The following is a 21,533-nucleotide window of genomic DNA, read 5'->3' as shown; positions in this document are numbered from 1 at the left end:
GCCGCGATGCCGCCTCATCACCCCGACGAGACGATATGTCCTGTGTCACTCAGTGTCCCTTCCGACCGCTAAACCAGCAAGTCGATCTTGGTACACCTCTGGCTTACACGGTTACCGTGACACGCCCCGGACTCATCCCGGGTCACACCAGGTCGTGTGCCGTCCTCGACGTCCGCGGCACGCAACCAGTTCGCCAGACACGACTCGGAGATCCCGAAATCCTTCGCGACCTGCTTCAACGGGACCTGCCCCTGACGGGCGACCGCAACAACGTCGTCATGAAACTCACGAGGATAAGGCTTAGGCACGAGTGACATCCTTCCAAGCAAGGCCGAAGCCTCACAGATCAGGTGTCAACCAAACCCTGGGCAGTCCCCAGGTCGGACTGCCTGACCTCAACAGCCTTTACCGCACCGCTATGTGAAACCCGCGCATCCACCGTTTGGACCCGACCCTAACCTTACCTGCGAAGGACAAGCAGTATAGGTAGCCGATAGTGACCTGCATCAACGGCTACAAGCCTGCCCAATAGATAGGTCTGCTTTAGAGCCGCTCCACGTCGAGTGGTCGTGAACTTGCGATCATCACTGTTAAAGCACAGTGCCGGATAAGTTTCACGTCCTCGCTGACACTCAAGGCAGCGGAAGTTCCGGGGACGAGCAAGAGGTTCCGGCCGTCTTCGATGTCGCCCTCTGCATGTACGGTTTGGTTGCGGAGTTTGGAGAGACGTTCAGCCACCCGTTTCACGAGCTCGTCGCGTCTGGTTGCCTTGGGGATGGCGGGAACACCGGCCAGGACGTCTCTGCGGGCCAGGTGGCGCGATAGCGCGACGTCGGAGGCGATGAACTTGGCCATGTCATGGGGTTCTATGCAGATTGCCAGGGTCATGGCTAAGAGTTCTTCCTTGGAGTTCCGCTTCCGGACCTGATCTTGGACTGCCGCTAGCAACGCAGCTGCGTCATGATCGTCCGCGAGGTCGATACGTGGATCCCTCATTTGCTTGCGAAGCAGCCTGATCCCGCTTTCCACCGCGTACCGCTGGAAGTGATACTCCAGAACCTTGTAGTAGGCGTTGTACGCGTGGATCGGAGTGCTCTCCAGCTTTCTTGCATCCCAATAGTAGCTCAGGGCATTGCTCGTGTACTCGTTCAGCATGAGCGGCAAGGGCTGCCGAGCGGCTTCTGGGCGGGATCGTTGGACAGAACGCGCCCCACCGCGCTCCCAGAATCCGTCCCAGTCGAACCGGGGGGACAGAACGAAACCTCTGCCGAACCGAGCCTCAAGCCCAATCGAGCACGAGTTGGCCACCGCCTTGAGCACGGCGTGGCCATGAACCCGGTCATGGAGCTTGGCGCCAGAGATCTTTATCGTCACGAGCTCGGGCCAGTCGTCACCGTAAGGGGACGGAGCCGATAGCCGGGCCTCTAACGCAGTAAAGAGGGCGCTTGGGCGTGAGATCTCCACGGCGATTCCCTCTTCGGTAGGCGCGAAGGTGATCTCGCCTGGCCCCCGTCTGAAGACACCATCCTGCGAGGCGAACAGGTGTTGATCGATGTAGTAGGTGGATGGGCGAAGTCCTCCTCCGGAACGGGTGTGGACGTCCTCGATGATCGCCTCGATGTATCCCCTGCTTACTTGGATGATCCCCGCGTGTTCGGGCAAGAGCATGAGATCACTGGAGAGGTCGGTGGTCAGCTGCCTCACTATCCCGAGTGAGCTAAGACGAAGAGGCATTTCCATCTCACCGGCACCGTCGCTCAGGTGCAGGGCGCGCTGCAGCTGTCGGTTTGGACGGAGGTTGGGCGCCCCCAAGGTGTCGTCTCCCCACGGAGTCAGCTTGAGTCCGAGCTCAGCGCATCTCGCGTCGAGCGCGACCCCAAGCGCGGAGAACTGCGCAGCCTCTTCCCGTGCTTGGGTCCGCTCCCGTTCGCGCCGTGCCTCCGCAGCTCTTAACCAGGGTTTGGTCTTATTACTGCTCTGCGCCATCTCGTGCTACCTATGATCCCGATCTAGATTCGATTGGAACATGACTACCTTCCCGGTACATATTTCCGCACACGTCAAATCAGATTTGGCTAAGGTTAGGAACGACCCAGATATCGACTCAGCTGACGGTAACAAGAGTGGCGCGGCCGGTTGAGGTGCCGCTGGGGCGCTTCAACCATGCCGCAGCGTCGTCTCGGTGGTCGTGTTCCTAGCGAGCTACATGACCAGAACCGCACTGGAGATAGATAGTCGGCGGGCAGCACACTGAGGAGCCTGCCGATGCTCTCCGGGCAGCCCGCTAACTGCTCCCGAAGCCAAAGTCGCGCCGAAAGGTTGTTCGCATGGCCTTGAAGGTATCGAGGACCGCCTCGAACTGTTCCCGGAGCATGGCAGGTTCGTCTGGCATCCAGCCAGATTCGTTGCCGATGTCGATTCGGTGGTGATATCGATGGAAGTCCCGGTAGGTCATCAGCGCTGCCTGGATGGAGTCGTCGGAGCCGATAACGTGGACGCGATCGACAGCCTCCCTGACGGCGGCATGTGCTGCTTTGTTGCGCAAGCCTAGTGCGTCATCGCCATCGGCGGCGCGCAGTTCGTCGAGCTCGTCCTTCAGGACGTCCAGCCAGGTCTCGAACGCTGTGAGGCACTGGGAATACGCTTCGAAGCGCTGTTCGCTCCAGTGCTTCAACAGGTCGTGTGTCCGGTCGTCGCGATGACGTTCCTGATCGCGGGTCCATCGCAGTTCGTCATTCGCTATCGCCCTGTTAGCGGTCTTTTCGGCCGTTCTAGCGGCGATGAACTGCCCACCCAAGGCGCCGCCGAGCGTGCCAAGCACCGTCAGCACACCGAGCGCGACCGTGACCCATGGAGAAACCATGCTTGTCATGGGCGTCAGGGTAAACTGAGCTTGACTATGAGCTAGAAGTAGGCGAGCCAACTCTTCCGCGTGATATGAGGAGGCGACGTCCGCGTTCCGAAGCGTCCCGGAATTTCTGGTCCGGTAGTTGTGTCCGTCGGCTATTTCGCGCGGGTGGCTGGTTGGGAAACGCAAGGTCGAGGTGCGAAATGTGGGATTGACGTTTAGGCGCACTCGACAACGCTGTCGGGTAGTTGCTGGCTACGACGGTGCGGAGATGGCTGGTGCGTGGGTGTCGCGGGCCAACTGCTGGCTGGAACGCCATTCCTGTGCTTCCGGCTCCTCGACGTAGTCGAGGAGGTTGTCCTTCAGGCCCAGGTCTTCGAGGATCGCGAGGATCTCAGGCGGGGTGGCGTAGAAGAACTCGCGCCGGAGGTTGACCCGGTTGACGCGCCGGTCGGCGAGGTGCTGGTGTAGCCGCGTTTCCAGGCTCACAGCGTCGGCGTCGAAGATCGTGGCGTGGACATCGAACCTGAACGGAACCGAGGCGTCGCCGAGCTCGCGCACGCGTTCGAGTGGATCGAGCCGCCGGGTCAATCCGATCTTGACAACGCTGTCGCCGAAAGATCCCACGTTGGAGATCACGTAGACCCACCCGGTGCGGATGTTCGCTTCGCGCTCCTCGACCCCTCTGATTGCGTCACCGATCTCGTCCAGCTTCGCCCGTGCCGCGTCGGCCTGCTGCTCGTCGCCGGATGTGGCCCACTTCTGCAGGGCGTTTCGCCAGTGTGCCTCTTCCTTGGTCAGTCTCGCTTTCTCACGTTCGAACTCCCGCTGAGCCTGCTGTTCGTCCCGTTGACGTTCCCGTTCGGCTCGGATGCGCTCCTTGTCTTCTTCGACCTTCGCGAGGTGGTCGGCGGTGAGTTCGAGTTCTTGGATGCGCAGCTTGTGATAGCTGGGGGAGATGTTGATGTTCATGGTTTTGCCGAGGCGGGAGATGACCTCGCGGGTCTTGGTCAGACGGTCTTTGGCGGAGTCAAGGCGGTAGGGGCGCATGGATCTCACGCAGTTGTCGGCTTCGGCGTTGTAGGCGCGCAGCATGAGCTTGGAAAAGTCTCTGACCATGCGCTGGCCTTCGACGGTGGAACCGTTCACGGTCCAGTCTGTGGTCGCGGTGATCGCATGGTTGTTCTTTGCGGAGATCTTGATGGAATCCTTGAGACGCTGCAGGGCGGCCTTGTAGGCTACGGCGTCGGCAAGCCGGTGCCGAAACTCGTAGATTCCGGCCTCCTGGAGCAGCGTGATTTCTTCAGTCTCGACGATTTGGCCGTGCAGTGACTTGAGCTTGATTGCCGCGTCGTCGGTCTGCCGTCGGATCGAGGCCAGTTGTGCCGCGGCGTCCTTCTGGCTCTGTGCCTGGGCGCCTCGTTGTTTCTGTGCCTCTTGCCCGAGTTCGGCGATAGTCTGGCGCATCTGCCGGATTTCTCGCTCTGCCTCCAGCGCGTCCTTGCCGCGGAGCTCAGCGTACTTGGCGTTGAGGTCCGCCAGTTTCGCGCTCAACGTAGCGTTGTGTGTACCGAGTTCGCGAACTTGGGATGCCGCTTGTTGGAACTTGGCGGTCTCCGTGCTGAGTTCGGCTACGAGTTCTCGAACCCGTTTTCGGGAGCCGAAAAATCCAGGCTTGCTCGATGCTGCGGGGCCCGGTCCTGCTTGGACGGGCGCTGTTTGAGACCGTGGCTCGGGATCAAGTGTCCACAGTTGCCAGAATTTCGGCGGTGCGGGCCAGTCGGCGGGTGGCTGCCAGCCGGGCGGAGGCGTCCATCCGGAGGGGACTGCCGGCCAGTTCGGTGGCGGATTGAATCTATATCCCATACCACTACCTCCGCTGTTCCTGATCACCGCAGAAGTCGCGGTTTCGTGAGCGTGTGTTACACGGTTTGGACCGGTTGTGTGTGGAAGCTGCAACTCTCGTCGGCAAATGCGCCGACGTTAGCAACCGCGTCTCGCACGATGAAGTCAACGGAGGTATGCGGCAGCGCCGCCGTGGCCTCTTGCAAGGCGTCGTTCGCCTGCGATCGAAGTGGCAGGTGTTCGTTGTTCATCAACCAGCACGGCGGACTGCTACATTTCGGGCACGTGATGCGCCTCTTTACCCAGTTCGTTACTGAGTCCGAGGGACTGTTCGATTTGGGTGACGGCGTTGTGATGTGTTCCGATGGCGGGATCCATGATCCACAGCTGATCGATGGCGGGTTGGAATCCGAGTGCTGCCCAGGTGCGGCGTACTTTTTCGAGTGCTGGTTCGAAGGCCGAGTCGTCTTCGAGCAGGGCGCGGTCGAGGTCGATGGGGAACGGCAGTACAGCGACGAGGCGCGGGTCGGCGCAGACCCAGCGGAGCAGGCGGGCGGTGAGTAGCCGTCCGACTCCGCCGAGGCCGCGCCAGGCCGGTGCGAGCTGCACTCGGTCGATGATGAAGACGTGGCTGCCGAGCGAGTCGACCTCGTCTTCGAGGTCATCCCGGAGTGTGACGAAGCCGAATTGATCGCGGCTGCCGAAGAGGGGGATGAATTTGGCGTAGTCTTCGCTGCGGGCATCGAGTGCGACGTGGATGTTTTTGACGTGCTGGAGGTCGACGGTTAACCCGTTGGCTTCGAATATCGTGACGTCGAGAGCTTCCTCGTCGAGTCGTTTCGTCGAGAGTGCCGTGCCTTCGATTTCGTGCCAGGGGTTGATGCCGTCGGCCTCGTCCTCGTCCGGCAGGACGCGTACGGTCGCGCTGGCCCACCAATCACTTGTTCCGGGATCGGTTTCGCCGCCGCCGACGAGGTTCGCATGGTTTTTCAGGTGCAGTTCGACCCACTCAAGCTGAGCAAGTAGTTGCTGCGCTAGGTCTGGATCACTGTGGAGTGCAGCCATAGGACGTTACTACTCGGATTTCGCCATCGGCTCAAGATGAGCGCATCCTGGTCTGACGGAATCGATCAGCGTCAGGGAGTCGTGATGGGTGAGCGTGGTGTGTGGAAGCGGTGTGGGTGTGTCGACCAGGAGACAGGACGTCGGTGTGGTCCTCGGTGTCCGCAGCTGGCGGTGCGGGGGCACGGTAGCTGGTATTTCACGGTGGAGTTGCCAGGGCGCAGGGATGGTGGGCGGTGCAGGCTGCGGCGCGGCGGATTCACCTCACGGGCGGCGGCTACACAGGCTCGGCGGTATTGGCGGGGCGAGGATGTTGATCCTGATCTGAGTCTGGTGACGGTGGGGCAGTGGCTGGACATCTGGCTGGCGACTCGTCACACGATCCGTCCGGCGACTCGGACGATCTACACCCAGCTCGTTCGTGACTACTTGAAGCCTCGTCTTGGGAACGTGGTGCTGGCGGAGCTGACGATCGGGCGGGTGCAGGCGATGTTCACCGGTCTGCTGCGCGCGAATGCGACGCGGGTGCGGCCGTTGTCGGCGGCGACGGTGCAGCGGATGCGGGAGGTGCTGCGTGCTGCGTTGAACGGGGCCATCCGGCGTGGGTTGATCACGAGCAATCCAGCGCGGTGGGTGGAATTGCCCTCGCCGCAGCGGCCGCGTCCGGTGGTGTGGACGGAGGCGCGGGTGGCGGTGTGGCGGGCGACCGGGGAACGTCCACCGCTGGCGGTGTCGACGGCTGAACAGACCGCGGCGTTTCTCCAGTTCACCGGGCAGCACCCGCTGCATCCCTTGTTCCACGTCGCGGCCTTGACCGGGCTGCGGCGTGGCGAGGCCCTTGGCCTGCGCTGGTGCGACCTCGATTTGAACGAGGCGACCTTGACGGTGACTCATCAGATTCAAGAGCGAGACGGCCAAGCGGTGGTGTGCCTGCCCAAGACCACGGCCAGTGGCCGCACGGTGTCCCTGGACCGAAGCACGATAGCTCTACTGACTCGGCTGCGTGCCTCTCAGCTCCAGACGGGCGGAGGAGCTCCGGATGGCTGGGTTTTCGCGCATGACAATGGGCAGCACTGGAGTCCGAGTTACGTGTCGCACGCGTTCAGTCGGCTTGTCACCAAGTCTGGACTGCCGCCGGTACGGTTCCACGACCTCCGGCACGGTGCAGCCACGCTGTCGCTGGCCGCGGGGAACGACCTGAAGACGGTGCAAGCGCTGCTGGGCCACGCCAGTATCGTCCTGACGGCCGACACCTACACCAGCGTGCTCCCGTCGCTCGCTCGTGCCAGCGCCGAAGCGACCGCGAGCCTTATTCGTCGCGCCGGCTACGAACGGGGTCAGAAGATCTGCAGGTCGCGCGCCACTCGCAGTCGACAACAACGAAGTCAGGGCAGCGGCCGAGGTCCGCGCCTCATCTATCGAGGAGAGGCACTCGAACGGCCTCACGGTGGCCCCACCTTGGGCTCACACACCAACAAAGCCCACCAACGGCATCCCTGAAGTGAGGGGAAATCGTTGGTGGGCTTTGATTTCTAACTGTGCGCCATCAGGGACTCGAACCCCGAACCCGCTGGTTAAGAGCCAGCTGCTCTGCCAATTGAGCTAATGGCGCCTGCTTGTTCCGCCGCTTTGGTGTTCCCCTCGGCGACGTGGAAAACATTAACACAGGGTTGCTGGGGCCCGTTTCAGGGGGTCCCCTCCGGCCGCCGTGGGCGTCACGGGGACGGATTCGGCCATCCGGCCGCGAGCGTTGCGGCCGGTCAGGCAGACTATAGCCAGACGTAGGGGTTGGTACCACGCGAAACGGGCGGTGTGCATGAGGGTCTGGGGAGCGACGGGGCGGTCGCGGGTGGCGTTGGTGGCTGTGGTGGTCGGGTTCACACTCGCGGCGTGCAGTAGTACACCGTCGGGTGAATCGCCGTCTCCGGGTGGTACTCCCGGTGGTTCCCAGCAGAGCGGTGAGGCCGCTCCGGCTCCGAAGCCCGCCGCGATGACGCTGACTCCGGCGCAGGGCGCGGCGGACGTGGCGCCCGGCGAGCCGGTGTCCGTCGCCGTCGCCGACGGCAAGGTGGGCGAGGTCAAGCTGGCCGGCACCGATGGCAAGGTCGTCGCGGGCAAGCCGAAGGAGGACGGTTCGGGCTGGGAGTCGTCGGAACCGCTCGGCTACGGCAAGAGCTACACCGTCACCGCCGCCGCGACCGGCACCGACGGCAAGCCGGTCACCGCGACCTCGACGTTCTCCACGGCCAAGGCGGGCCGTCAGATCGGTGTCTCGATCAACCTGGTCGAAGGTGAGACGGTCGGCGTCGGCCTGCCGTTGATCTTCAGCTTCACCGGCAACGTGCCGGACAAGGCGGCGACCGAGAAGGCGCTTAAGATCGTGACCGAGCCGCCGGCCGAGGGCGCTTTCCATTGGTTCGGTGAGAAGACCGTGATGTGGCGGCCCAAGGAGTACTTCAAGCCGGGCACGAAGATCTCGGTCAACGCGGCCATCTACGGCAAGAACCTGGGCAACAACACCTTCGGTCGCGAGGACAAGCCCGCCAAGGTGGTCGTCGGCGACAAACTGGTCGCGACCGCCGACGGCGGCACGCACCAGATGAAGGTCGTGGTGAACGACCAAGAAGTCAAGCAGATGCCGATCTCGATGGGCAAGCCGTCGAGCAGCACTCCCACCGGGACTTACACGGTGATGAGCGAGCACACCGGGTACACAATGGACTCGAGTACCTACGGCGTCCCGACGGACAGCAAGGCCGGCTACCGGACGTTCGTGAAGTACGCGGTGCGGATGTCGAACAGCGGCATCTTCTACCACTCGGCGCCGTGGTCGGTCGGATCGCAGGGCAAGCGGAACGTGAGCCACGGCTGCATCAACCTGTCGACGGAGAACGCGAAGTGGCTGATGGACACTTCGAAGAAGGGCGATATCATCACGGTCGCCAACTCGGGTCCGCAGGTACTGAAGCCGACCGACGGCTGGTCGGTGTGGCAGATGTCGTGGGACGACTGGAAGACCGGCGGCGACCGCAACTGACTCGACGCCATGAGGGGTCCCCTAGGACGAAATCGGTCCTGAAGGGACCCCTCATGGTGTTCCGGAGGTCGAGGTGAGCCGCGCCGCGGTCACGGTTGCGATCGGACCAGGCGTCACCGGCGGCGTGGGTGTTCGGTTCGACGGTGAGGCCGAACAGGCCCCGGCGAGCATGCAGAATCCCAAACCGCAAGACCGGCCATCGTTCAATGGCATTCTCCGCGCGTGAACCCGCGCGATCGCCACGCCGTGTCACCGGCGGCCCCGGGAAAGCGAAACCCCAGTCCGGATGAAGGCCGTGAGACCCGACCGGACTGGGGTGATGGGGTGAGCGACGGGTTTCGAACCCGCGACCTCCTGGACCACAACCAGGTGCTCTACCAACTGAGCTACGCCCACCATCGCCGGGCTCGGGAAGCTTCCCCATCACCTCGGCCGCACTATATTAGCGTGCCCGTTTCCGGGGCTCGCAACGGGTTACGGTTCGTGGCGTTCCTGCACTTCAGCGGCAGCGGCCTTGGCCTGTTCGGTGGTCGGTCCGGGCTGCGGGACAAAGGCCACTCGACGGTAGTAGTCGAGTTCGCCGATGGATTCCTTGATGTCGGCGAGTGCGCGGTGGGCGAGGCCCTTCTCGGGCTTGGCGTAGTAGATCCGCGGGTACCAGCGCCGGACGAGTTCCTTCACCGACGAGACGTCGACCATGCGGTAGTGCAGGTGCTCGTCGAGAGCGGGCATGTCGCGGGTGATGAAGCCGCGGTCGGTGGCGATGGAGTTGCCGGCGAGCGGGGCGACGTTGGCCTCGGGCACGTGCGCGCGGATGTACTCGAGGACGCGCCGCTCGGCCTCCTCCATGGTGACCGTGGAGCGCCGGACCTCTTCGGTGAGGCCGGAGTGGGCGTGCATCTCGCGGACGACCTCGGGCATGCCGTCGAGGGTTTCGTCGTCGGCGTGGATGACGATGTCGACGCCTTCGCCGAGGACGTTGAGTTCGGCGTCGGTCACCAGCGCGGCTATTTCGATCAACGCGTCCTTGCCGAGGTCGAGCCCCGTCATTTCGCAGTCGATCCAGACTAGGCGGTCGTTCACCCCGGAACCCTAACCCGACCCGGGAATTCGGGGCGCGCGACGTGCGGGTTCGGCGGCTAACTGGCAGCGTGTGCACCCTCAGGTGAGCCGTATCACAGACCAGGGAGCGACAGTGGCCGAACAGGGTCCAGCCCACGAGATCGCGCAGGGTTACGTGAGCGAGGGGGCGGCGGTCGAGTTGGGTGCCGTCGTGATCGACGGCAAGGCCGAGGCGGGTGCCGCGGTCCGTCTGCCGCTGGCGACGCTCAACCGGCACGGGCTGGTCGCGGGAGCGACCGGTACCGGCAAGACGAAGACCTTGCAGCTGATCGCCGAGCAGCTGTCGGCCGCTGGAGTCCCGGTCGTGCTGGCGGACGTGAAGGGTGACCTGTCGGGGCTCGCGGCGCAGGGCGAGAGCAACGACAAGATCGCCGAACGCGTGGAAGAACTGGGTGATCAGTGGGAGCCGTCCGCGTTCCCCGTGCAGTTCCTGTCGCTGGGCACGGGTGGCAAGGGATCGCCGATCCGGGCGACGATCACGAGTTTCGGCCCGATCCTGCTGTCGAAGGTGCTGGGGCTCAACGAAACCCAAGAGTCGACGCTCGGCCTGATCTTTCATTGGGCCGATCAGCGCGGCCTCGCGCTGCTGGACTCGAAGGACCTCCGTTCGGTCATCACGCACCTGACCAGTGACGAGGGCAAAGGGGACCTGAAGGGCATCGGCGGCGTCTCCACCGCGACGGCCGGGGTGATCCTCCGGGCGCTGTCCAATCTGGAGGCTCAAGGCGGTGAGGACTTCTTCGGCGAGCCCGAGCTGGACGTCCACGACCTGATGCGCCAGGTCGATGGCAAGGCGATGGTGACCTTGCTGGAGCTGGACAACCTCCAGTCGAAGCCCGCGCTGTTCTCGACGTTCCTCATGTGGCTGCTGGCCGAGTTGTTCGAGGAACTGCCCGAAGAGGGCGACCTCGACAAGCCGAAACTGGTGTTTTTCTTCGACGAAGCACACTTGCTGTTCCACGATGCGTCGAAGGCGTTCCTGGAACGCATCGAGCAGACCGTGAAGCTGATCCGCTCCAAGGGTGTCGGCGTGTTCTTCTGTACGCAGCTCCCGACGGACATCCCGAACAACGTCCTGTCCCAGCTGGGCGCTCGGGTGCAGCACGCGTTGCGCGCCTTCACGCCCGAGGACCAGGCAGCGCTGACGAAGACGGTGAAGACGTACCCGAAGACGGAGCACTACGAACTGGACTTGGCGCTGACGTCGCTCGGTATCGGCGAAGCGATCGTCACGGTGCTTTCCGAGCGGGGCGCGCCGACGCCTGTCGCGTGGACCCGCCTTCGCGCGCCGCGGTCGAAGATGGGGTCCATCGGGGCCGAAGCCATCTCCGCGGCGACGACGTCTTCGGATCTGCACGCGAAGTACGCCAAGACGATCGACCGCGAGTCGGCCTACGAGAAGCTCGCGGCGAAGGTGGCCGCGCCGCCCGCCGGTGAGGCTCCGCCGGAAGTGCCCCCGGCGCCGAAACCCGAGAAGGAAGGGCCTGGGATGGTCGAGCAGGCGATGAAGAACCCGGCGGTGAAGTCGTTCCTTCGCTCCGCGGCGAGCGCGCTCGGACGGGAGATCACCCGCGGCCTGTTCGGGAACCGGAGGCGGTGAGGAATACCTGACGTGTTTTGTCAGGTATGTGTGACAGGCTCGACGTCATGATCAACACCGCGACAGCGTCGTTCACCGTGGACGGCTGGGATCCGCAGAGCACCGAGAAGGCCGAAGACACCGAGTTCTCGCGAGTGCGGCTGACCAAGACGTTCACCGGTGACGTCGAGGGGACCAGCGCCGTCGAGATGCTCACGGCGGTGAACGAGACGTCCTCGGCGTACGTCGCCTTCGAGCGGCTGGCCGTGTCCGTCGGCGGACGTAAAGGTGGCTTCGTCCTGCACCACTCGGCGGGGGAGAACGGGCATCGCCTGATCGTCTTGCCGGGCTCCGGTCACGGCGAACTGGCCGGTATCACCGGAACTGCGGAGATCGTCCAGGACGACGAAGGCAACCACACTTTCACCCTCACCTACGAACTCTGAAAGTCCGTGAAGGTCTCCCCGCACGAAGGAGGCCTTCACGGACAGTGCCTGCTGGGCCGCCCCCTGACAGCGGTCCAGACGGCCGGGTCAGCCGACGATCTGCTCGACGATCTTCTTCGCGTCGTTGATGGGGATCGCGAAGCCGATGCCGATGCTGCCGGTCGAAGCCGGGTTGTACAGCGCCGAGTTGATGCCGATGACGTTGCCCCGCGCGTCCACCAGCGCCCCTCCCGAGTTGCCCTGGTTGATCGGGGCGTCGGTCTGGATCGCGGTGTAGCTCGGCCCGCTTTCGTTCGTGGTCCTGCTGTAGGGCGAGCGCCGGTCCTGGCCGCCGCTCAACTCGTCGAGCTCGCGGTTCAGCGCGCTCACGATCCCGGTGGTCACGGTGTTCTGCAGTCCGCCGGGCGAGCCGATCGCGACGACCTGTTGTCCCGCGACGAGCTTGCTCGAGTCGCCGAGCGAGGCCGGGGTCAACCCGCTCGCGTTCTTCGCTTGGAGGACGGCGATGTCGGCCTTCGTGTCGGCGCCGACCACGCTCGCCTTGTACTGCTTGCCATCCGAAAGCGTGACGGTCACGTCGCCTAGGGCGTCGTTGACCACATGGGCGTTCGTGACGATGCGCCCGTCCGCCGTCAGGATGACGCCGGAGCCGACAGCCTCACCCTGTGCGGTGGTCACGTTCACCTGGACGACGCTCGGCGTCACCTTCGCGGCGACCCCGCTGACGTCACCCGAAGTGTTGTTCCCGACCAGTTGCCCGTTGGCGACCGAGGACGAACCTGTGCCGGACCCCGACGAAGCGGAGTCGATGCCCATGAGTGCCGCTCCGCCGACACCGCCGACGAGTGCGGCGGCGAGCGCCGTCGCACTGACGAGGACGGCGACCCGGCCGCCCTTCTTACGGGGCGGCGGGGCCGGCGTCTGGGTGAAGAGCGGATTCGGCGCGGCCTGCCAAGGGGTGTGACCGGGGTAATGCTGCTGGTGCGGCGGCTGGTGCCCACCGGTGGAGGCGGGGCCGGGCCGACTCTCGTTCTCTGTCATGGCACCAGATTCGCGCCCGTACTTGTGAATCGCATGTGGAAATCCCCTGGGCTTTGCTGAGAAGAATCAGCTGAGACTCTGCCCATGCCCTCTCAGCGGAAGAACTTCGAGCGTGTCGACGTTTTCTCAGTCGAAGAACGCCGGTACGTCCAGCGCGCCGCCCGAAGCCTCGAACTCTTCGTGCACCGCGGCACGGAGTTTCGCGTCGGCCAGGTAGTCGACGGCGGTCATCGCCAGCCCCAGCGCGCCGTCGACGACCGCGCGATCACCGTCCGGCGAACCGGCCGCGGCCGCGAACTCCTTGGTGTGCAAGGCGGTCGTCGGCCCGGCGATGGCGATCATCGGGTGGATCGCCGGCATCCGGTAGGAGAGGTTGCCGAGATCGGTCGAGCCGGTGAGGAACTCCGGCACGATCCCCGGCGGCAGCGGTTTGCGGCCGGCGTCGACCTGATGCGCCGACCAGCGTCCGGCGAGGGTGGTGTTGAACCGGATCGGCAGGTACGCGGGCTGCTCGTCCCAAAGCAGTTCGACGCCGCAGCCGGTCATCTCCGCCGCGCCGCGCGCGATCGCCGAAACCCGCTCGGCGAGGTCGCGCAGCGTTTCCGGTTGCGCGGAGCGGAGGTAGAACAGCAGCGCCGCCCGTTCGGGAACGACGTTCGGCCGTGCGCCACCGTCGCTGAAGACGCCGTGGACGCGGTCGCTGGAGGGCAGATGCTGCCGAAGTGCCGCGACGCCCTGGTACGCGGCGACGGCGGCGTCGAGTGCGTTGCGCCCCATGAACGGCTGAGCCGAGGCGTGCGCGCCGACACCGTGGAACACCATTTCCAGCTGTCGCCTGCCGAGGAACGGGTGCATGGCGATGTCGTGACTGAAGGGGTGGAGCATGAGCACGGCGTCGACGTCGTCGAAAACGCCCGCGCGGGCCATGGTTTCCTTGCCGCCACCACCTTCCTCCGCCGGTGTGCCGATCAGCGACACCCGGCCGCCCAGCCGTTCGGCGACCGCCGCCGCACCGAGGAACCCGCCCGCGCCGGCGGTGCAGATGACGTTGTGCCCGCAGCCGTGGCCGAGCCCGGGAAGGGCGTCGTACTCGGAGAGGACCGCGATGTGCGGGCCGGTTCCGGGAGTGCTCGCGACCAAGGCGGTGTCGAGCCCGCCCGCGCCGATGGTCACCTCGTGGCCGTGCCGCTGGAGCAGGTCCCCGAGCGCGCGAACCGAGCGGTGCTCGGCGAAACCCTCTTCGGGATGCGCGTGCAGGTCTCGGCTCAGTTCCACCAATTCCGCCGTCAGCGCGCGGATTTCGGCACCGACGGCGTCCCGTGTGGCGGAGTCCGCGCCATCATGCGGCGAGCCGAGGGGCTCGGCCGCGGTGACGGCGTCCGCGGTCGCTTCGACCAGCGAACGGAGGTAGCTGTCGTCTGGGGGAGTCGGCGAAGCGTGCTCAGAGCGGATCATTTCCGGATGTTAACCGGTAGCTCGCCCGTGACGATCTGCGTGACGCCGGAGTACCGCTCGTCCACGTGGTCGAAGCCGCGCCGGAACAGTTTCACCGCGATCTCGCCGCGATCGAACATCCGCTGTCCGCTCAGCCTGCCGAGGACGGTGTCGGCCAGCCGCATCGGCTGGTCGCTGTGCCGGGCGCTGGTCAGCATCACGAGCGAGCCGCCGGGTTTCAGTACCCGGGCGAACGAATCCAGTGCCGCGTCCGGGTCGGCGAACATGTGCAGTGCGGCGAAACAGCAGAGGGCGTCCACAGTGGAATCGTCGAGCGGCAGATCGACGGCGTCGGCACGCAGATAGGCCGCCGAAGCGGGGTTGGGTGCGGCGAGTGCCTTCTTCAGCATGGTGACCGAACCGTCGAGCCCGATCGACAGCCCATCCGGGCCGACCGCTTCGCCGAACGCGCGGGTGAACCGGCCGGTGCCGCAGGCGACGTCCAGGGCGACCTGGCCGGGGCGAAGGCCGAGCGCTTCGATCGCGATCCGGACCTCGTCCGCCATGGTCGGGCCGTTCAGTCCCTTCGCGACCCTGCCCAGCGTGGGACGCCAGTACCGCTCGTAGATCAGCGGCACGGCGGAGGTGCGCATGAGCCGCTGCGCGAGGCCGGTCGGCGGCCCCGCCTGCGGAATTTCTCCCACCAGATCGAGAAAACCTTCCCCTGTCTCGGCGGGCGTGGTACCCGGCCGCAGCAGGCCCAAGAGACGTTCGCGATGGTCCGGCATGACTGCTCCCTTCACGGTGGTCACCCGAGAATCTGCCATGACCGGCCCGTTCGCGACATTCCCGCCACCGCGACCCGAAACTGTCGGTGGCCGTCTCTAGCGTCGGAGGGAGTCACCGTTCCCCAGCCGAAGGAGCCCGAAAATGACCGGCTCGATCCTGCAGCACACCGCCACGACCACGCTTCGCATCCCGGTGCGCGGCCCGTTCGACCTCGACAAGTCCATCCGGTTCCTGACCGATTTCCCGCCCGCGTGCCGCACGGACGCCGATGCCGAACCCGGCACCCTGCGCCTCGCCTTTCCCGCCGAAGCGGGCTGGGAGCACGTCGGTGCGGCCGTCAGACAGAGATCGCCCGGCTCGATCGAGGTGGAGGTCTTCGCCGACGAAGGGCTCGCCGTCGAGGTCGGCGCCCAGGTGCGGAGGATCCTTTCGGTGGACGTCGACGGTGTCGGCTTCGCCAAGGTCGGCACCGCTGATCCCGTGGTGCGCCGCCTTCAGCAGACGTTTCCCGGGCTGCGGCCCGTGCTGTTCCATTCGCCGTACGAAGCGGCCTGCTGGGCGATCCTGAGTCACCGGACGCGGATGTCGCAGGCCGCCACGGTGAAACGACGGCTCGCCGAGGAGTTGGGTAGGCCGGTGAACGTCGGCGGCAAGATCCTCATGTCGTTCCCGGCGCCGGACGTCCTGGCCGGGCCGGAGGCCGGGCGCGGGCTGCCGGAAATGAAGGCCGAGCGGCTGCGTGCGGTGGCCAACGCCGCCAAGGACGGTCTGCTCGACGCCGCGTACCTGCGCGCGATGCCGGTCCCGGACGCGTTGCGCTGCCTGCAGCGGTTGCCGGGGATCGGCCCGTTCTCGGCACAGCTGATCCTGATCCGGGGCGCTGGGCACCCGGACGTCTTCCCCGGAGACGAGCCTCGGTTGCAGGAGGCCATGCGGGCCGCGTACGACCTGCCGCTGGCGCCGCCCGAGGAACTGGAGGAACTGTCCGCGGTGTGGCGGCCGTTCCGCAGCTGGGTGGCCTTCGCCTTGCGCAACGACCGGGAGTTTCGCACGCGCGAGATCGGGGGTTCGATGACCGCCTGACACGGGACGTACCCGGCTTGTGGTGAGCTGGTGCGGTGAGCTCGTCTCCCGCCGAAACGGTTTCCGACATCGCCCAGTCCACCCCGCCCGGCACGATCACCCTGGTCACCGGTGGTCTCGCCCTGCTCGTGGTGCTGTCCGGCAGGCCATGGCGGATCGCCCGCAACGTGATCACGCTCGTACATGAGGCAGGCCACGCGCTGGCGGCCGTGCTGGTCGGCCGACGGCTGCAGGGCATCAAGCTGCACTCGGACACCTCCGGCGTCACCGTCTCCCGCGGGAAGCCGGAGGGACCGGGGATGGCGTTCACCGCGCTGGCCGGGTACCCGGCGGCCGCGGTGCTCGGGCTGGTGTTCGCCGGGTTCCTCTCGTCGGATCTGATCACCGTCGTCCTGATCGTGATGGCCCTGATGCTGCTGGGCGTACTGGTGATGGTGCGCAACACCTACGGCGTTTTCGCGGTGGTCACCAGTTCGGTGGTGCTCGGGTTGGTCGCACTGGTTGCGCCGTCGTGGTTCCAGGCGATCTTCGTCTATCTGCTGACCTGGTTCCTGCTGTTCGGCGGCGTCCGGCCGGTGGTCGAGCTGCAGATCAAACGGCGCCGGGGGTCGGCGCGGGATTCCGACGCCGATCAGCTCGGCAGGCTCACCGGGATGCCCGCGGTGCTGTGGGTGCTGGTGATGGCCGTGCTGACGGTGAGCTGTCTGTTCGCGGGCGGGTTGTGGCTGCTGGAGCCGACCGTCGCCTGACCGGGGCGGTGCGGCAGACTGATGGCTCGTTCCGCGCGGAAGGAGTCACCAGATGGACGAGGTCGCCAAGGCCGTCGAGGAATGCGCTCGATCGGCGAAACGGGCCGCGCCGTCACTGGCCGCCGCCTCCGCGGAGGCGATCGACGCCGCGCTGAACGCCATGGCGGGCAAGCTGGTCGAGCACGCCGACGCGGTGCTGGAGGCGAACCAGGCCGATATCGCGAAGGCACGCGAGGACGGAATGAGCGCCGGGCTCCTTGACCGGCTCACCATCACGCCCGAGCGGTTGACCGGCATGGCCGAGCAGCTCCGCCTCCTGGCCGGCGCGCCGCACCAGGAGCGGTCCGTCGATGTGTCCACTTTGGACGGAGGACTGCGGCTGGTGGAACGCCGCCGCCCGGTCGGCGTGATCGGCGCGAACTACGAGGCGCGCCCGAACGTCACGGTCGACGTCGCCTCGCAGCTGGTGAAGTCACGCAACGGTGGCGTGCTCCGCACGGGTTCCGCCGCGCTCGGCTCGGCCCAGCGCCTGCGCGAGACCGTGATCGCCCCCGCGCTCGCCGAGGCGGGTATCGACCCGGACGTCATCCAGCTGGTGCCCCGCGCCGAGCGCGAAGCGGCTTCCGCGCTGGTGCGTTTCCCCGCGCTCGTACCGCTGGTCATCCTGCGCGGCAGCGGTGACAGCACCCGGGCGCTGGCCACCGAGGCGGCCGTCCACGGCGTCCGCACGCTGGCCCACGCCGACGGCGGTGGTGTGCTGTACATCGACGAGGCGGCTGACACCGACAAGGCACGGGACCTGGTCTTCACCAGCCTCGACCGGCTCGGCGTCTGCAACCGGCTGAACCTGCTGCTGATCCACGAGGACGCCCACGACCGCGTCTGGCCCGGCATCTCCGGCGCGCTGGCCGAACGCGGAGTCACGCCGTCGCTCGCACCCCACGAGCACGCCATCGGCTACGAATGGGCCCTCGACTCCGACCACGAAGCCACCGTCACCGTCGCGAAGGTCGCGAGCCTGCCCGAGGCGGCGGAGATCGCCAACGAGCAGACCTCGGGCCTGGCCGCCGGCATCGCCACCGAAAGCAGCGAAGCCGCCGACGCGTTCTTCGACGCCTATACCGGCACCGGCGTCTTCTGGAACGCCCCCACCCGGCTGCTCGACGGCTTCAAGCTCCTGGCCGTCCCCGAGACCGGCATCAACCTGGACAGGGTCCCGGGTCCGCGTGGCCCGGTCACCTACACCGACCTCTACGTGCGGCAGTACGCCGTGCTGCCCGCCTGACCGCGGGAAGCTCCCGACAGCGGCAGCGATAGCAAAGGTCCCTTGCTCCCGGCGACGGACTCTCGCGACCACTGTGTGGATTGTGGGACATCTGACGTCCCATAATCCACACGGTCCCGGTTAGGAGCCGACGCCTGAGTTCGAACCCCGCCGGGTCGGAGAGTTCTTCACGTCCAGGACAGAAGCTGTGGAAACAGGGACACTCAACGTCCCTGTTTCCACACAGCCCCAGACCCCGGGAGCCCCCGAGGCGATAGCAAAGGTCCCTTGCTCCCGCGACGAGTGAAGCGCTCAGCGCCGCCGGCGCCGCTTCGAGCGAGGCCGAGGCCGAGAAGGTGACGAGTCCGCTGTGGCGTCCTCGATCTCCTCCACGTCAGAAGACTCCGAAGCGGCGGCCCCAGGCGTCAGCCCCAGCATCTCCGCGGCGAGCTGCTGCGAAGTGGCGAACATTCCCGAGGGCCGATCCCGTGCTCGCCGCAGCGAAGAGGGCCGGAGCCGGCTGTACCCCCGCACCGAAACGGGCCGCCGGGTCCGCACCTCGTACTCCGGGAACTCGAGGAGTTCGGTGGCGAGTTCCTTGTCCACCAGGATGGTGCCCGGCCGCGCGGTGGAGGTGAGGCGGGCGGCGAGGTTCACCACCGAGCCGTAGACGTCGCCGAACCGGAGGAGGATCCGGCCCGACGCCAGGCCGGCGCGCACGGCGGGCAGGGTTTCGTCGGCGTCGGCGCGTTCGGACAGCGCGAGGGCGATCTCGGCGCCGTCGACGGCCGAATCGGCGACGAACAGCACCTCGTCGCCGATCATTTTAACGATCCGCCCGTGGTGCTCGGCGACGACCTCGGTGGCGACGGATTCGAACCGGTCGAGGACGGCGCTCAGCTCGTCCTCGTCGATCTGCCTGGTCAGCCGGGTGTAGCCGACCATGTCGACGAACCCGACGACCTCGGTCCTGGCTTCGAGGTCTTCGTCCGGGGACGCGAACGCCCGCCCGGCGTAGGCCGCGAGGTGCCGTCGCCAGACGAAGTTCTGCACCTTCGCCAGCTCGGGCAGCAGCCGGTCGACGAGCCGCGCGATCTGCGGTTCGCTGGTGCCGATGTCCTTGTTCTCGGTGATCATCGTCCACAGCATGTGGACCTGCCATTCCGCGAGCCGCGAAAGGTGCTGGCCCAGTGCGCGCGTCACCGCCAGCTCGATGCTCGGGTCGATCAGGCCCGAGTTCATCAGCTGGTCGGCGGTGCGGATCGCGTCGATGTCGGCGTCGGTGAAGACGACCTCGTCGTCATCGACGGTCGCGAAGCCCAGCGCACGCCAAAGCCGCCGAGAACGCTCTTCGGGAACGCCTGCCTTCTCGGCGACTTCGAGCCGGGTGTACTTGCGTCTGCCGCCGAGGAGGATCCGTTCGAGACGCTGCTGAAGCGCGTCGGGTGCGGGCTCGCCGGTATCGGCCATTACGTGGTGTGCACGATGAGCACGTCCACCCCGGACTTCCGCGCCACCTCGGACGGCACGGAGCCCAGGATGCGGCCCGCGAGGGTGTTCAGCCCGCGGTTGCCGACCACCAGCAGGTCCGCGGAGCGATCCGCGACGACCTTGCGCAGCGCGTCGACGGGGTCGCCGACGACGGCGGCGGTCTCGATGTTCTGCGCGCCTGCCTTGGCGGCCCGGTCACGGGCGGACAGCAGCGTGTCCTCGGCCGGTGCCGAGCCCACGATCTGGTGCGCCTCCTCACGCAGGGCGTCCTGTGCCTTCTCCACATCGCCCTTGTTGGCGGGGTAGTAGGCGCACACGACGACCAGGGTCGCTCCGGAGTCCCCGGCGACACCCGCCGCCTTGTCGACCGCGGCGAACGAGGAATCCGAGCCGTCCGTGCCCACGACCACGGTCCGATATGCAGCCATCCGCAACCTCCACCGATCTGTCTGCCGCACCGGCGTGCGAGCAGCGACGATAACCGCTCGCCGACGGTCCCGCAGGGTGTCGTGAGCCCGGTCGGAGAAGAAGGTTACTCGCCAGTCGGTTTCTGCGCTGCCGCAGGTCGAGGTGAAGGCTTCGCGCCGGATGTGGCCTTCGGCACATCGGCCGTCCGGATCTGCACGGTGGCTTCCGAGTCGGGCGACGGCTTCGCCTTGAGATCCGCCGGGACGTGCGGTTCGTCGCCGAGCACGTGCCTCGCTTCGGCGAGCGCGGTCCGCGCGGTGCGGACCTGCTCGGCCAGACTGGAGCGCACCTTGCGGAGCGCTTCGACCCGTTCGGTGGCCTGTGTGATCCGCCGGTTGGACTCCTCCGTGGCCTGCCGGACGCGGCGGCGTGCCTCGTCGGCAGCCTCGGCGAGCCGGGCGTTGGCCTCGGTGATCGAGTCCTGCTTGCGCTTGTTGGCGTCGGCGACGGACTCCCGCTGACGACGCTCGATGTCGGCCTTGGCCGCCGTCTCCTCTTCGAGCACCTTCGCGCGGATGGCGGCGGCGTCCTCGGTGGCCTCGCGGACGCGGCGGGCGGCCTCGGCCTTGCTCGCGGCCTCCTGCTCGGCCAGCGCGTGCATGGCTTCGGTGCGCCGCGACGCCATCGCGATCTCGAAGTCCTCTTCGACCTGCGTGCGGCGCTGCTGCGACTCGACGTCGAGCTTGTCGCGCTCGGCCTTCGCCTTGTCGGTGATGTCCTTGGCCTCGGCGCGCGCGGTCTCCAGCACACCGCGGTGCTCGGCCTCCATCTCCTTGCGGCGGAGGTCGAGTTCGTTGAGCAGCTGCTCGTAGCGGGCGCGCATGGCGCTCGCGTCGGTCTCCGCCTTGGCACGGATGTGCCCGGCTTCGGCTTCCGCGCGCGCCTTGGTATCGGCGGACTCGTCCTGCGCGAGCCGCAGCATGCGCTGCAGGCGCTCGGAAAGGCCTTCGACGCTCGTCGGCGGCTGGGCCAGCCTGTCGACCTGACCGCGCAGGTCCGCGATCTCGCCGCGCGCGGTCTCCAACTGCCGTGCCAGGTCGCCTGCCTGTCCGATGGCGGCATCGCGATCGGCGGTGAGCATCTTCAGATCGGCGTCCAGCCGTTCCAGATGTTCGTCAACCTGCGCACGGCTGTAACCGCGCTTCGCCACGTCGAAGCCGGCTCCCAGCGGCACTAGCTCCCGTTCCTCGCCAAGGCTCATCCTTCTACCGTAGTCGAGCTGGAGTCACGGAAGGGTGAGCACCCACGCAACGCGCGGCGAAAGTGCGTTCTGGC

General features: G+C 66.3%; 18 protein-coding genes, 2 tRNA genes and 1 pseudogene. 7 read left to right on the top strand and 14 right to left on the bottom strand.

Translation table 11 applies throughout. The annotated features are described in order from the left end of the window. Positions 1-158: 158 nt before the first annotated feature. The 5 genes and pseudogenes from ACM6LU_RS31870 to ACM6LU_RS31850 all read right to left on the bottom strand — a co-directional run. A pseudogene (locus ACM6LU_RS31870) lies at positions 159-308 on the bottom strand (transposase); the annotation flags it as partial. A gap of 235 nt (positions 309-543) precedes the next feature. Continuing rightward, positions 544-1,986 (bottom strand): hypothetical protein, encoded by a 1,443-nt coding sequence (locus tag ACM6LU_RS31865; RefSeq protein ID WP_414941512.1) that lies wholly within the window; start codon positions 1,984-1,986, stop codon positions 544-546. Between the two features lie 298 nt (positions 1,987-2,284). Next, on the bottom strand, positions 2,285-2,872 hold the full coding sequence (locus ACM6LU_RS31860; RefSeq protein WP_414941511.1) for a hypothetical protein: 588 nt from the start codon (positions 2,870-2,872) through the stop codon (positions 2,285-2,287). 231 nt (positions 2,873-3,103) lie between these two features. Further along, positions 3,104-4,402: a DUF4041 domain-containing protein gene (locus ACM6LU_RS31855; RefSeq protein WP_414941510.1), complete on the bottom strand. Its 1,299-nt coding sequence runs from the start codon at positions 4,400-4,402 to the stop codon at positions 3,104-3,106. A 561-nt stretch (positions 4,403-4,963) separates the two neighbouring features. After that, positions 4,964-5,758: a hypothetical protein gene (locus ACM6LU_RS31850; RefSeq protein WP_414941509.1), complete on the bottom strand. Its 795-nt coding sequence runs from the start codon at positions 5,756-5,758 to the stop codon at positions 4,964-4,966. Between the two features lie 330 nt (positions 5,759-6,088). Here ACM6LU_RS31850 and ACM6LU_RS31845 point away from each other — a divergent pair, with 330 nt between their 5' ends. Beyond that, on the top strand, positions 6,089-7,255 hold the full coding sequence (locus ACM6LU_RS31845; protein ID WP_414941508.1) for a tyrosine-type recombinase/integrase: 1,167 nt from the start codon (positions 6,089-6,091) through the stop codon (positions 7,253-7,255). Positions 7,256-7,294: 39 nt separating this feature from the next. Here ACM6LU_RS31845 and ACM6LU_RS31840 read toward each other — a convergent pair. Beyond that, positions 7,295-7,367: transfer RNA gene (locus ACM6LU_RS31840), tRNA-Lys, on the bottom strand. 204 nt (positions 7,368-7,571) lie between these two features. Here ACM6LU_RS31840 and ACM6LU_RS31835 point away from each other — a divergent pair. Beyond that, on the top strand, positions 7,572-8,792 hold the full coding sequence (locus ACM6LU_RS31835; protein WP_414941507.1) for a L,D-transpeptidase: 1,221 nt from the start codon (positions 7,572-7,574) through the stop codon (positions 8,790-8,792). A gap of 320 nt (positions 8,793-9,112) precedes the next feature. Here ACM6LU_RS31835 and ACM6LU_RS31830 read toward each other — a convergent pair. Then, a tRNA-His gene (locus tag ACM6LU_RS31830) sits at positions 9,113-9,188 on the bottom strand. A 78-nt stretch (positions 9,189-9,266) separates the two neighbouring features. Next, positions 9,267-9,875, bottom strand: a complete 609-nt coding sequence (gene orn / locus ACM6LU_RS31825) for an oligoribonuclease (RefSeq protein WP_414941506.1) — start codon at positions 9,873-9,875, stop codon at positions 9,267-9,269. Between the two features lie 112 nt (positions 9,876-9,987). Between orn and ACM6LU_RS31820 the strand changes: the two genes are divergently transcribed. Together ACM6LU_RS31820 and ACM6LU_RS31815 are read left to right on the top strand one after the other, a co-directional pair. After that, positions 9,988-11,514: a helicase HerA-like domain-containing protein gene (locus ACM6LU_RS31820; protein ID WP_414941505.1), complete on the top strand. Its 1,527-nt coding sequence runs from the start codon at positions 9,988-9,990 to the stop codon at positions 11,512-11,514. 47 nt (positions 11,515-11,561) lie between these two features. Beyond that, entirely contained in the window at positions 11,562-11,939 is a 378-nt protein-coding gene (locus ACM6LU_RS31815) for a DUF3224 domain-containing protein (RefSeq protein ID WP_414941504.1), read from the top strand. An 87-nt stretch (positions 11,940-12,026) separates the two neighbouring features. Here ACM6LU_RS31815 and ACM6LU_RS31810 read toward each other — a convergent pair whose 3' ends face one another. From ACM6LU_RS31810 to ACM6LU_RS31800, 3 genes are all read right to left on the bottom strand, one after another. After that, on the bottom strand, positions 12,027-12,980 hold the full coding sequence (locus ACM6LU_RS31810; RefSeq protein ID WP_414941503.1) for a trypsin-like peptidase domain-containing protein: 954 nt from the start codon (positions 12,978-12,980) through the stop codon (positions 12,027-12,029). A gap of 126 nt (positions 12,981-13,106) precedes the next feature. Next, positions 13,107-14,435: a M20 family metallopeptidase gene (locus tag ACM6LU_RS31805; RefSeq protein ID WP_414941502.1), complete on the bottom strand. Its 1,329-nt coding sequence runs from the start codon at positions 14,433-14,435 to the stop codon at positions 13,107-13,109. Then, positions 14,432-15,202: a class I SAM-dependent methyltransferase gene (locus ACM6LU_RS31800; protein ID WP_414941501.1), complete on the bottom strand. Its 771-nt coding sequence runs from the start codon at positions 15,200-15,202 to the stop codon at positions 14,432-14,434. Before ACM6LU_RS31800 ends, ACM6LU_RS31805 begins: the two co-directional genes overlap by 4 nt. A gap of 142 nt (positions 15,203-15,344) precedes the next feature. Between ACM6LU_RS31800 and ACM6LU_RS31795 the strand changes: the two genes are divergently transcribed. The 3 genes from ACM6LU_RS31795 to ACM6LU_RS31785 are packed head-to-tail and all read left to right on the top strand — an operon-like array spanning position 15,345 to position 18,320. Beyond that, on the top strand, positions 15,345-16,286 hold the full coding sequence (locus tag ACM6LU_RS31795) for a DNA-3-methyladenine glycosylase family protein (RefSeq protein ID WP_414941500.1): 942 nt from the start codon (positions 15,345-15,347) through the stop codon (positions 16,284-16,286). Between the two features lie 35 nt (positions 16,287-16,321). Beyond that, positions 16,322-17,035, top strand: coding sequence for a M50 family metallopeptidase (locus ACM6LU_RS31790; RefSeq protein ID WP_414941499.1), 714 nt, complete (start codon positions 16,322-16,324; stop codon positions 17,033-17,035). A 52-nt stretch (positions 17,036-17,087) separates the two neighbouring features. Beyond that, positions 17,088-18,320 (top strand): aldehyde dehydrogenase family protein, encoded by a 1,233-nt coding sequence (locus ACM6LU_RS31785; protein WP_414941498.1) that lies wholly within the window; start codon positions 17,088-17,090, stop codon positions 18,318-18,320. 291 nt (positions 18,321-18,611) lie between these two features. On the opposite strand, the gene ACM6LU_RS31780 is transcribed toward ACM6LU_RS31785, so the two are convergent. The 3 genes from ACM6LU_RS31780 to ACM6LU_RS31770 form a co-directional block, all read right to left on the bottom strand. Beyond that, positions 18,612-19,769, bottom strand: coding sequence for an adenylate cyclase regulatory domain-containing protein (locus tag ACM6LU_RS31780; protein WP_414941497.1), 1,158 nt, complete (start codon positions 19,767-19,769; stop codon positions 18,612-18,614). Continuing rightward, on the bottom strand, positions 19,769-20,218 hold the full coding sequence (locus tag ACM6LU_RS31775) for a universal stress protein (RefSeq protein ID WP_414941496.1): 450 nt from the start codon (positions 20,216-20,218) through the stop codon (positions 19,769-19,771). The genes ACM6LU_RS31780 and ACM6LU_RS31775 overlap by 1 nt, the downstream gene beginning before the upstream one ends. Before the next feature lie 104 nt (positions 20,219-20,322). Beyond that, positions 20,323-21,432 carry a chromosome segregation protein gene (locus ACM6LU_RS31770; RefSeq protein ID WP_414941520.1) on the bottom strand — a complete coding sequence of 370 codons (1,110 nt, stop codon included), beginning with the start codon at positions 21,430-21,432 and terminating at the stop codon, positions 20,323-20,325. Between the last annotated feature and the right edge of the window lie 101 nt (positions 21,433-21,533).

Source organism: Amycolatopsis sp. cmx-11-51, from assembly GCF_047608665.1.
Lineage (GTDB): Bacteria > Actinomycetota > Actinomycetes > Mycobacteriales > Pseudonocardiaceae > Amycolatopsis.
This window is presented reverse-complemented; position numbering and strand designations above follow the sequence as displayed.

Bases quoted from the DNA above. Each gene is read 5' to 3' on its own strand.
- ACM6LU_RS31775 (WP_414941496.1), bottom strand. From the start codon at position 20,218: ATGGCTGCATATCGGACCGTGGTCGTGGGCACGGACGGCTCGGATTCC.
- ACM6LU_RS31835 (WP_414941507.1), top strand. From the start codon at position 7,572: ATGAGGGTCTGGGGAGCGACGGGGCGGTCGCGGGTGGCGTTGGTGGCT.
- ACM6LU_RS31800 (WP_414941501.1), bottom strand. From the start codon at position 15,202: ATGCCGGACCATCGCGAACGTCTCTTGGGCCTGCTGCGGCCGGGTACC.
- ACM6LU_RS31785 (WP_414941498.1), top strand. From the start codon at position 17,088: ATGGACGAGGTCGCCAAGGCCGTCGAGGAATGCGCTCGATCGGCGAAA.
- ACM6LU_RS31810 (WP_414941503.1), bottom strand. From the start codon at position 12,980: ATGACAGAGAACGAGAGTCGGCCCGGCCCCGCCTCCACCGGTGGGCAC.
- ACM6LU_RS31815 (WP_414941504.1), top strand. From the start codon at position 11,562: ATGATCAACACCGCGACAGCGTCGTTCACCGTGGACGGCTGGGATCCG.
- ACM6LU_RS31850 (WP_414941509.1), bottom strand. From the start codon at position 5,758: ATGGCTGCACTCCACAGTGATCCAGACCTAGCGCAGCAACTACTTGCT.
- ACM6LU_RS31805 (WP_414941502.1), bottom strand. From the start codon at position 14,435: ATGATCCGCTCTGAGCACGCTTCGCCGACTCCCCCAGACGACAGCTAC.
- ACM6LU_RS31865 (WP_414941512.1), bottom strand. From the start codon at position 1,986: ATGGCGCAGAGCAGTAATAAGACCAAACCCTGGTTAAGAGCTGCGGAG.
- ACM6LU_RS31795 (WP_414941500.1), top strand. From the start codon at position 15,345: ATGACCGGCTCGATCCTGCAGCACACCGCCACGACCACGCTTCGCATC.
- ACM6LU_RS31860 (WP_414941511.1), bottom strand. From the start codon at position 2,872: ATGACAAGCATGGTTTCTCCATGGGTCACGGTCGCGCTCGGTGTGCTG.
- ACM6LU_RS31780 (WP_414941497.1), bottom strand. From the start codon at position 19,769: ATGGCCGATACCGGCGAGCCCGCACCCGACGCGCTTCAGCAGCGTCTC.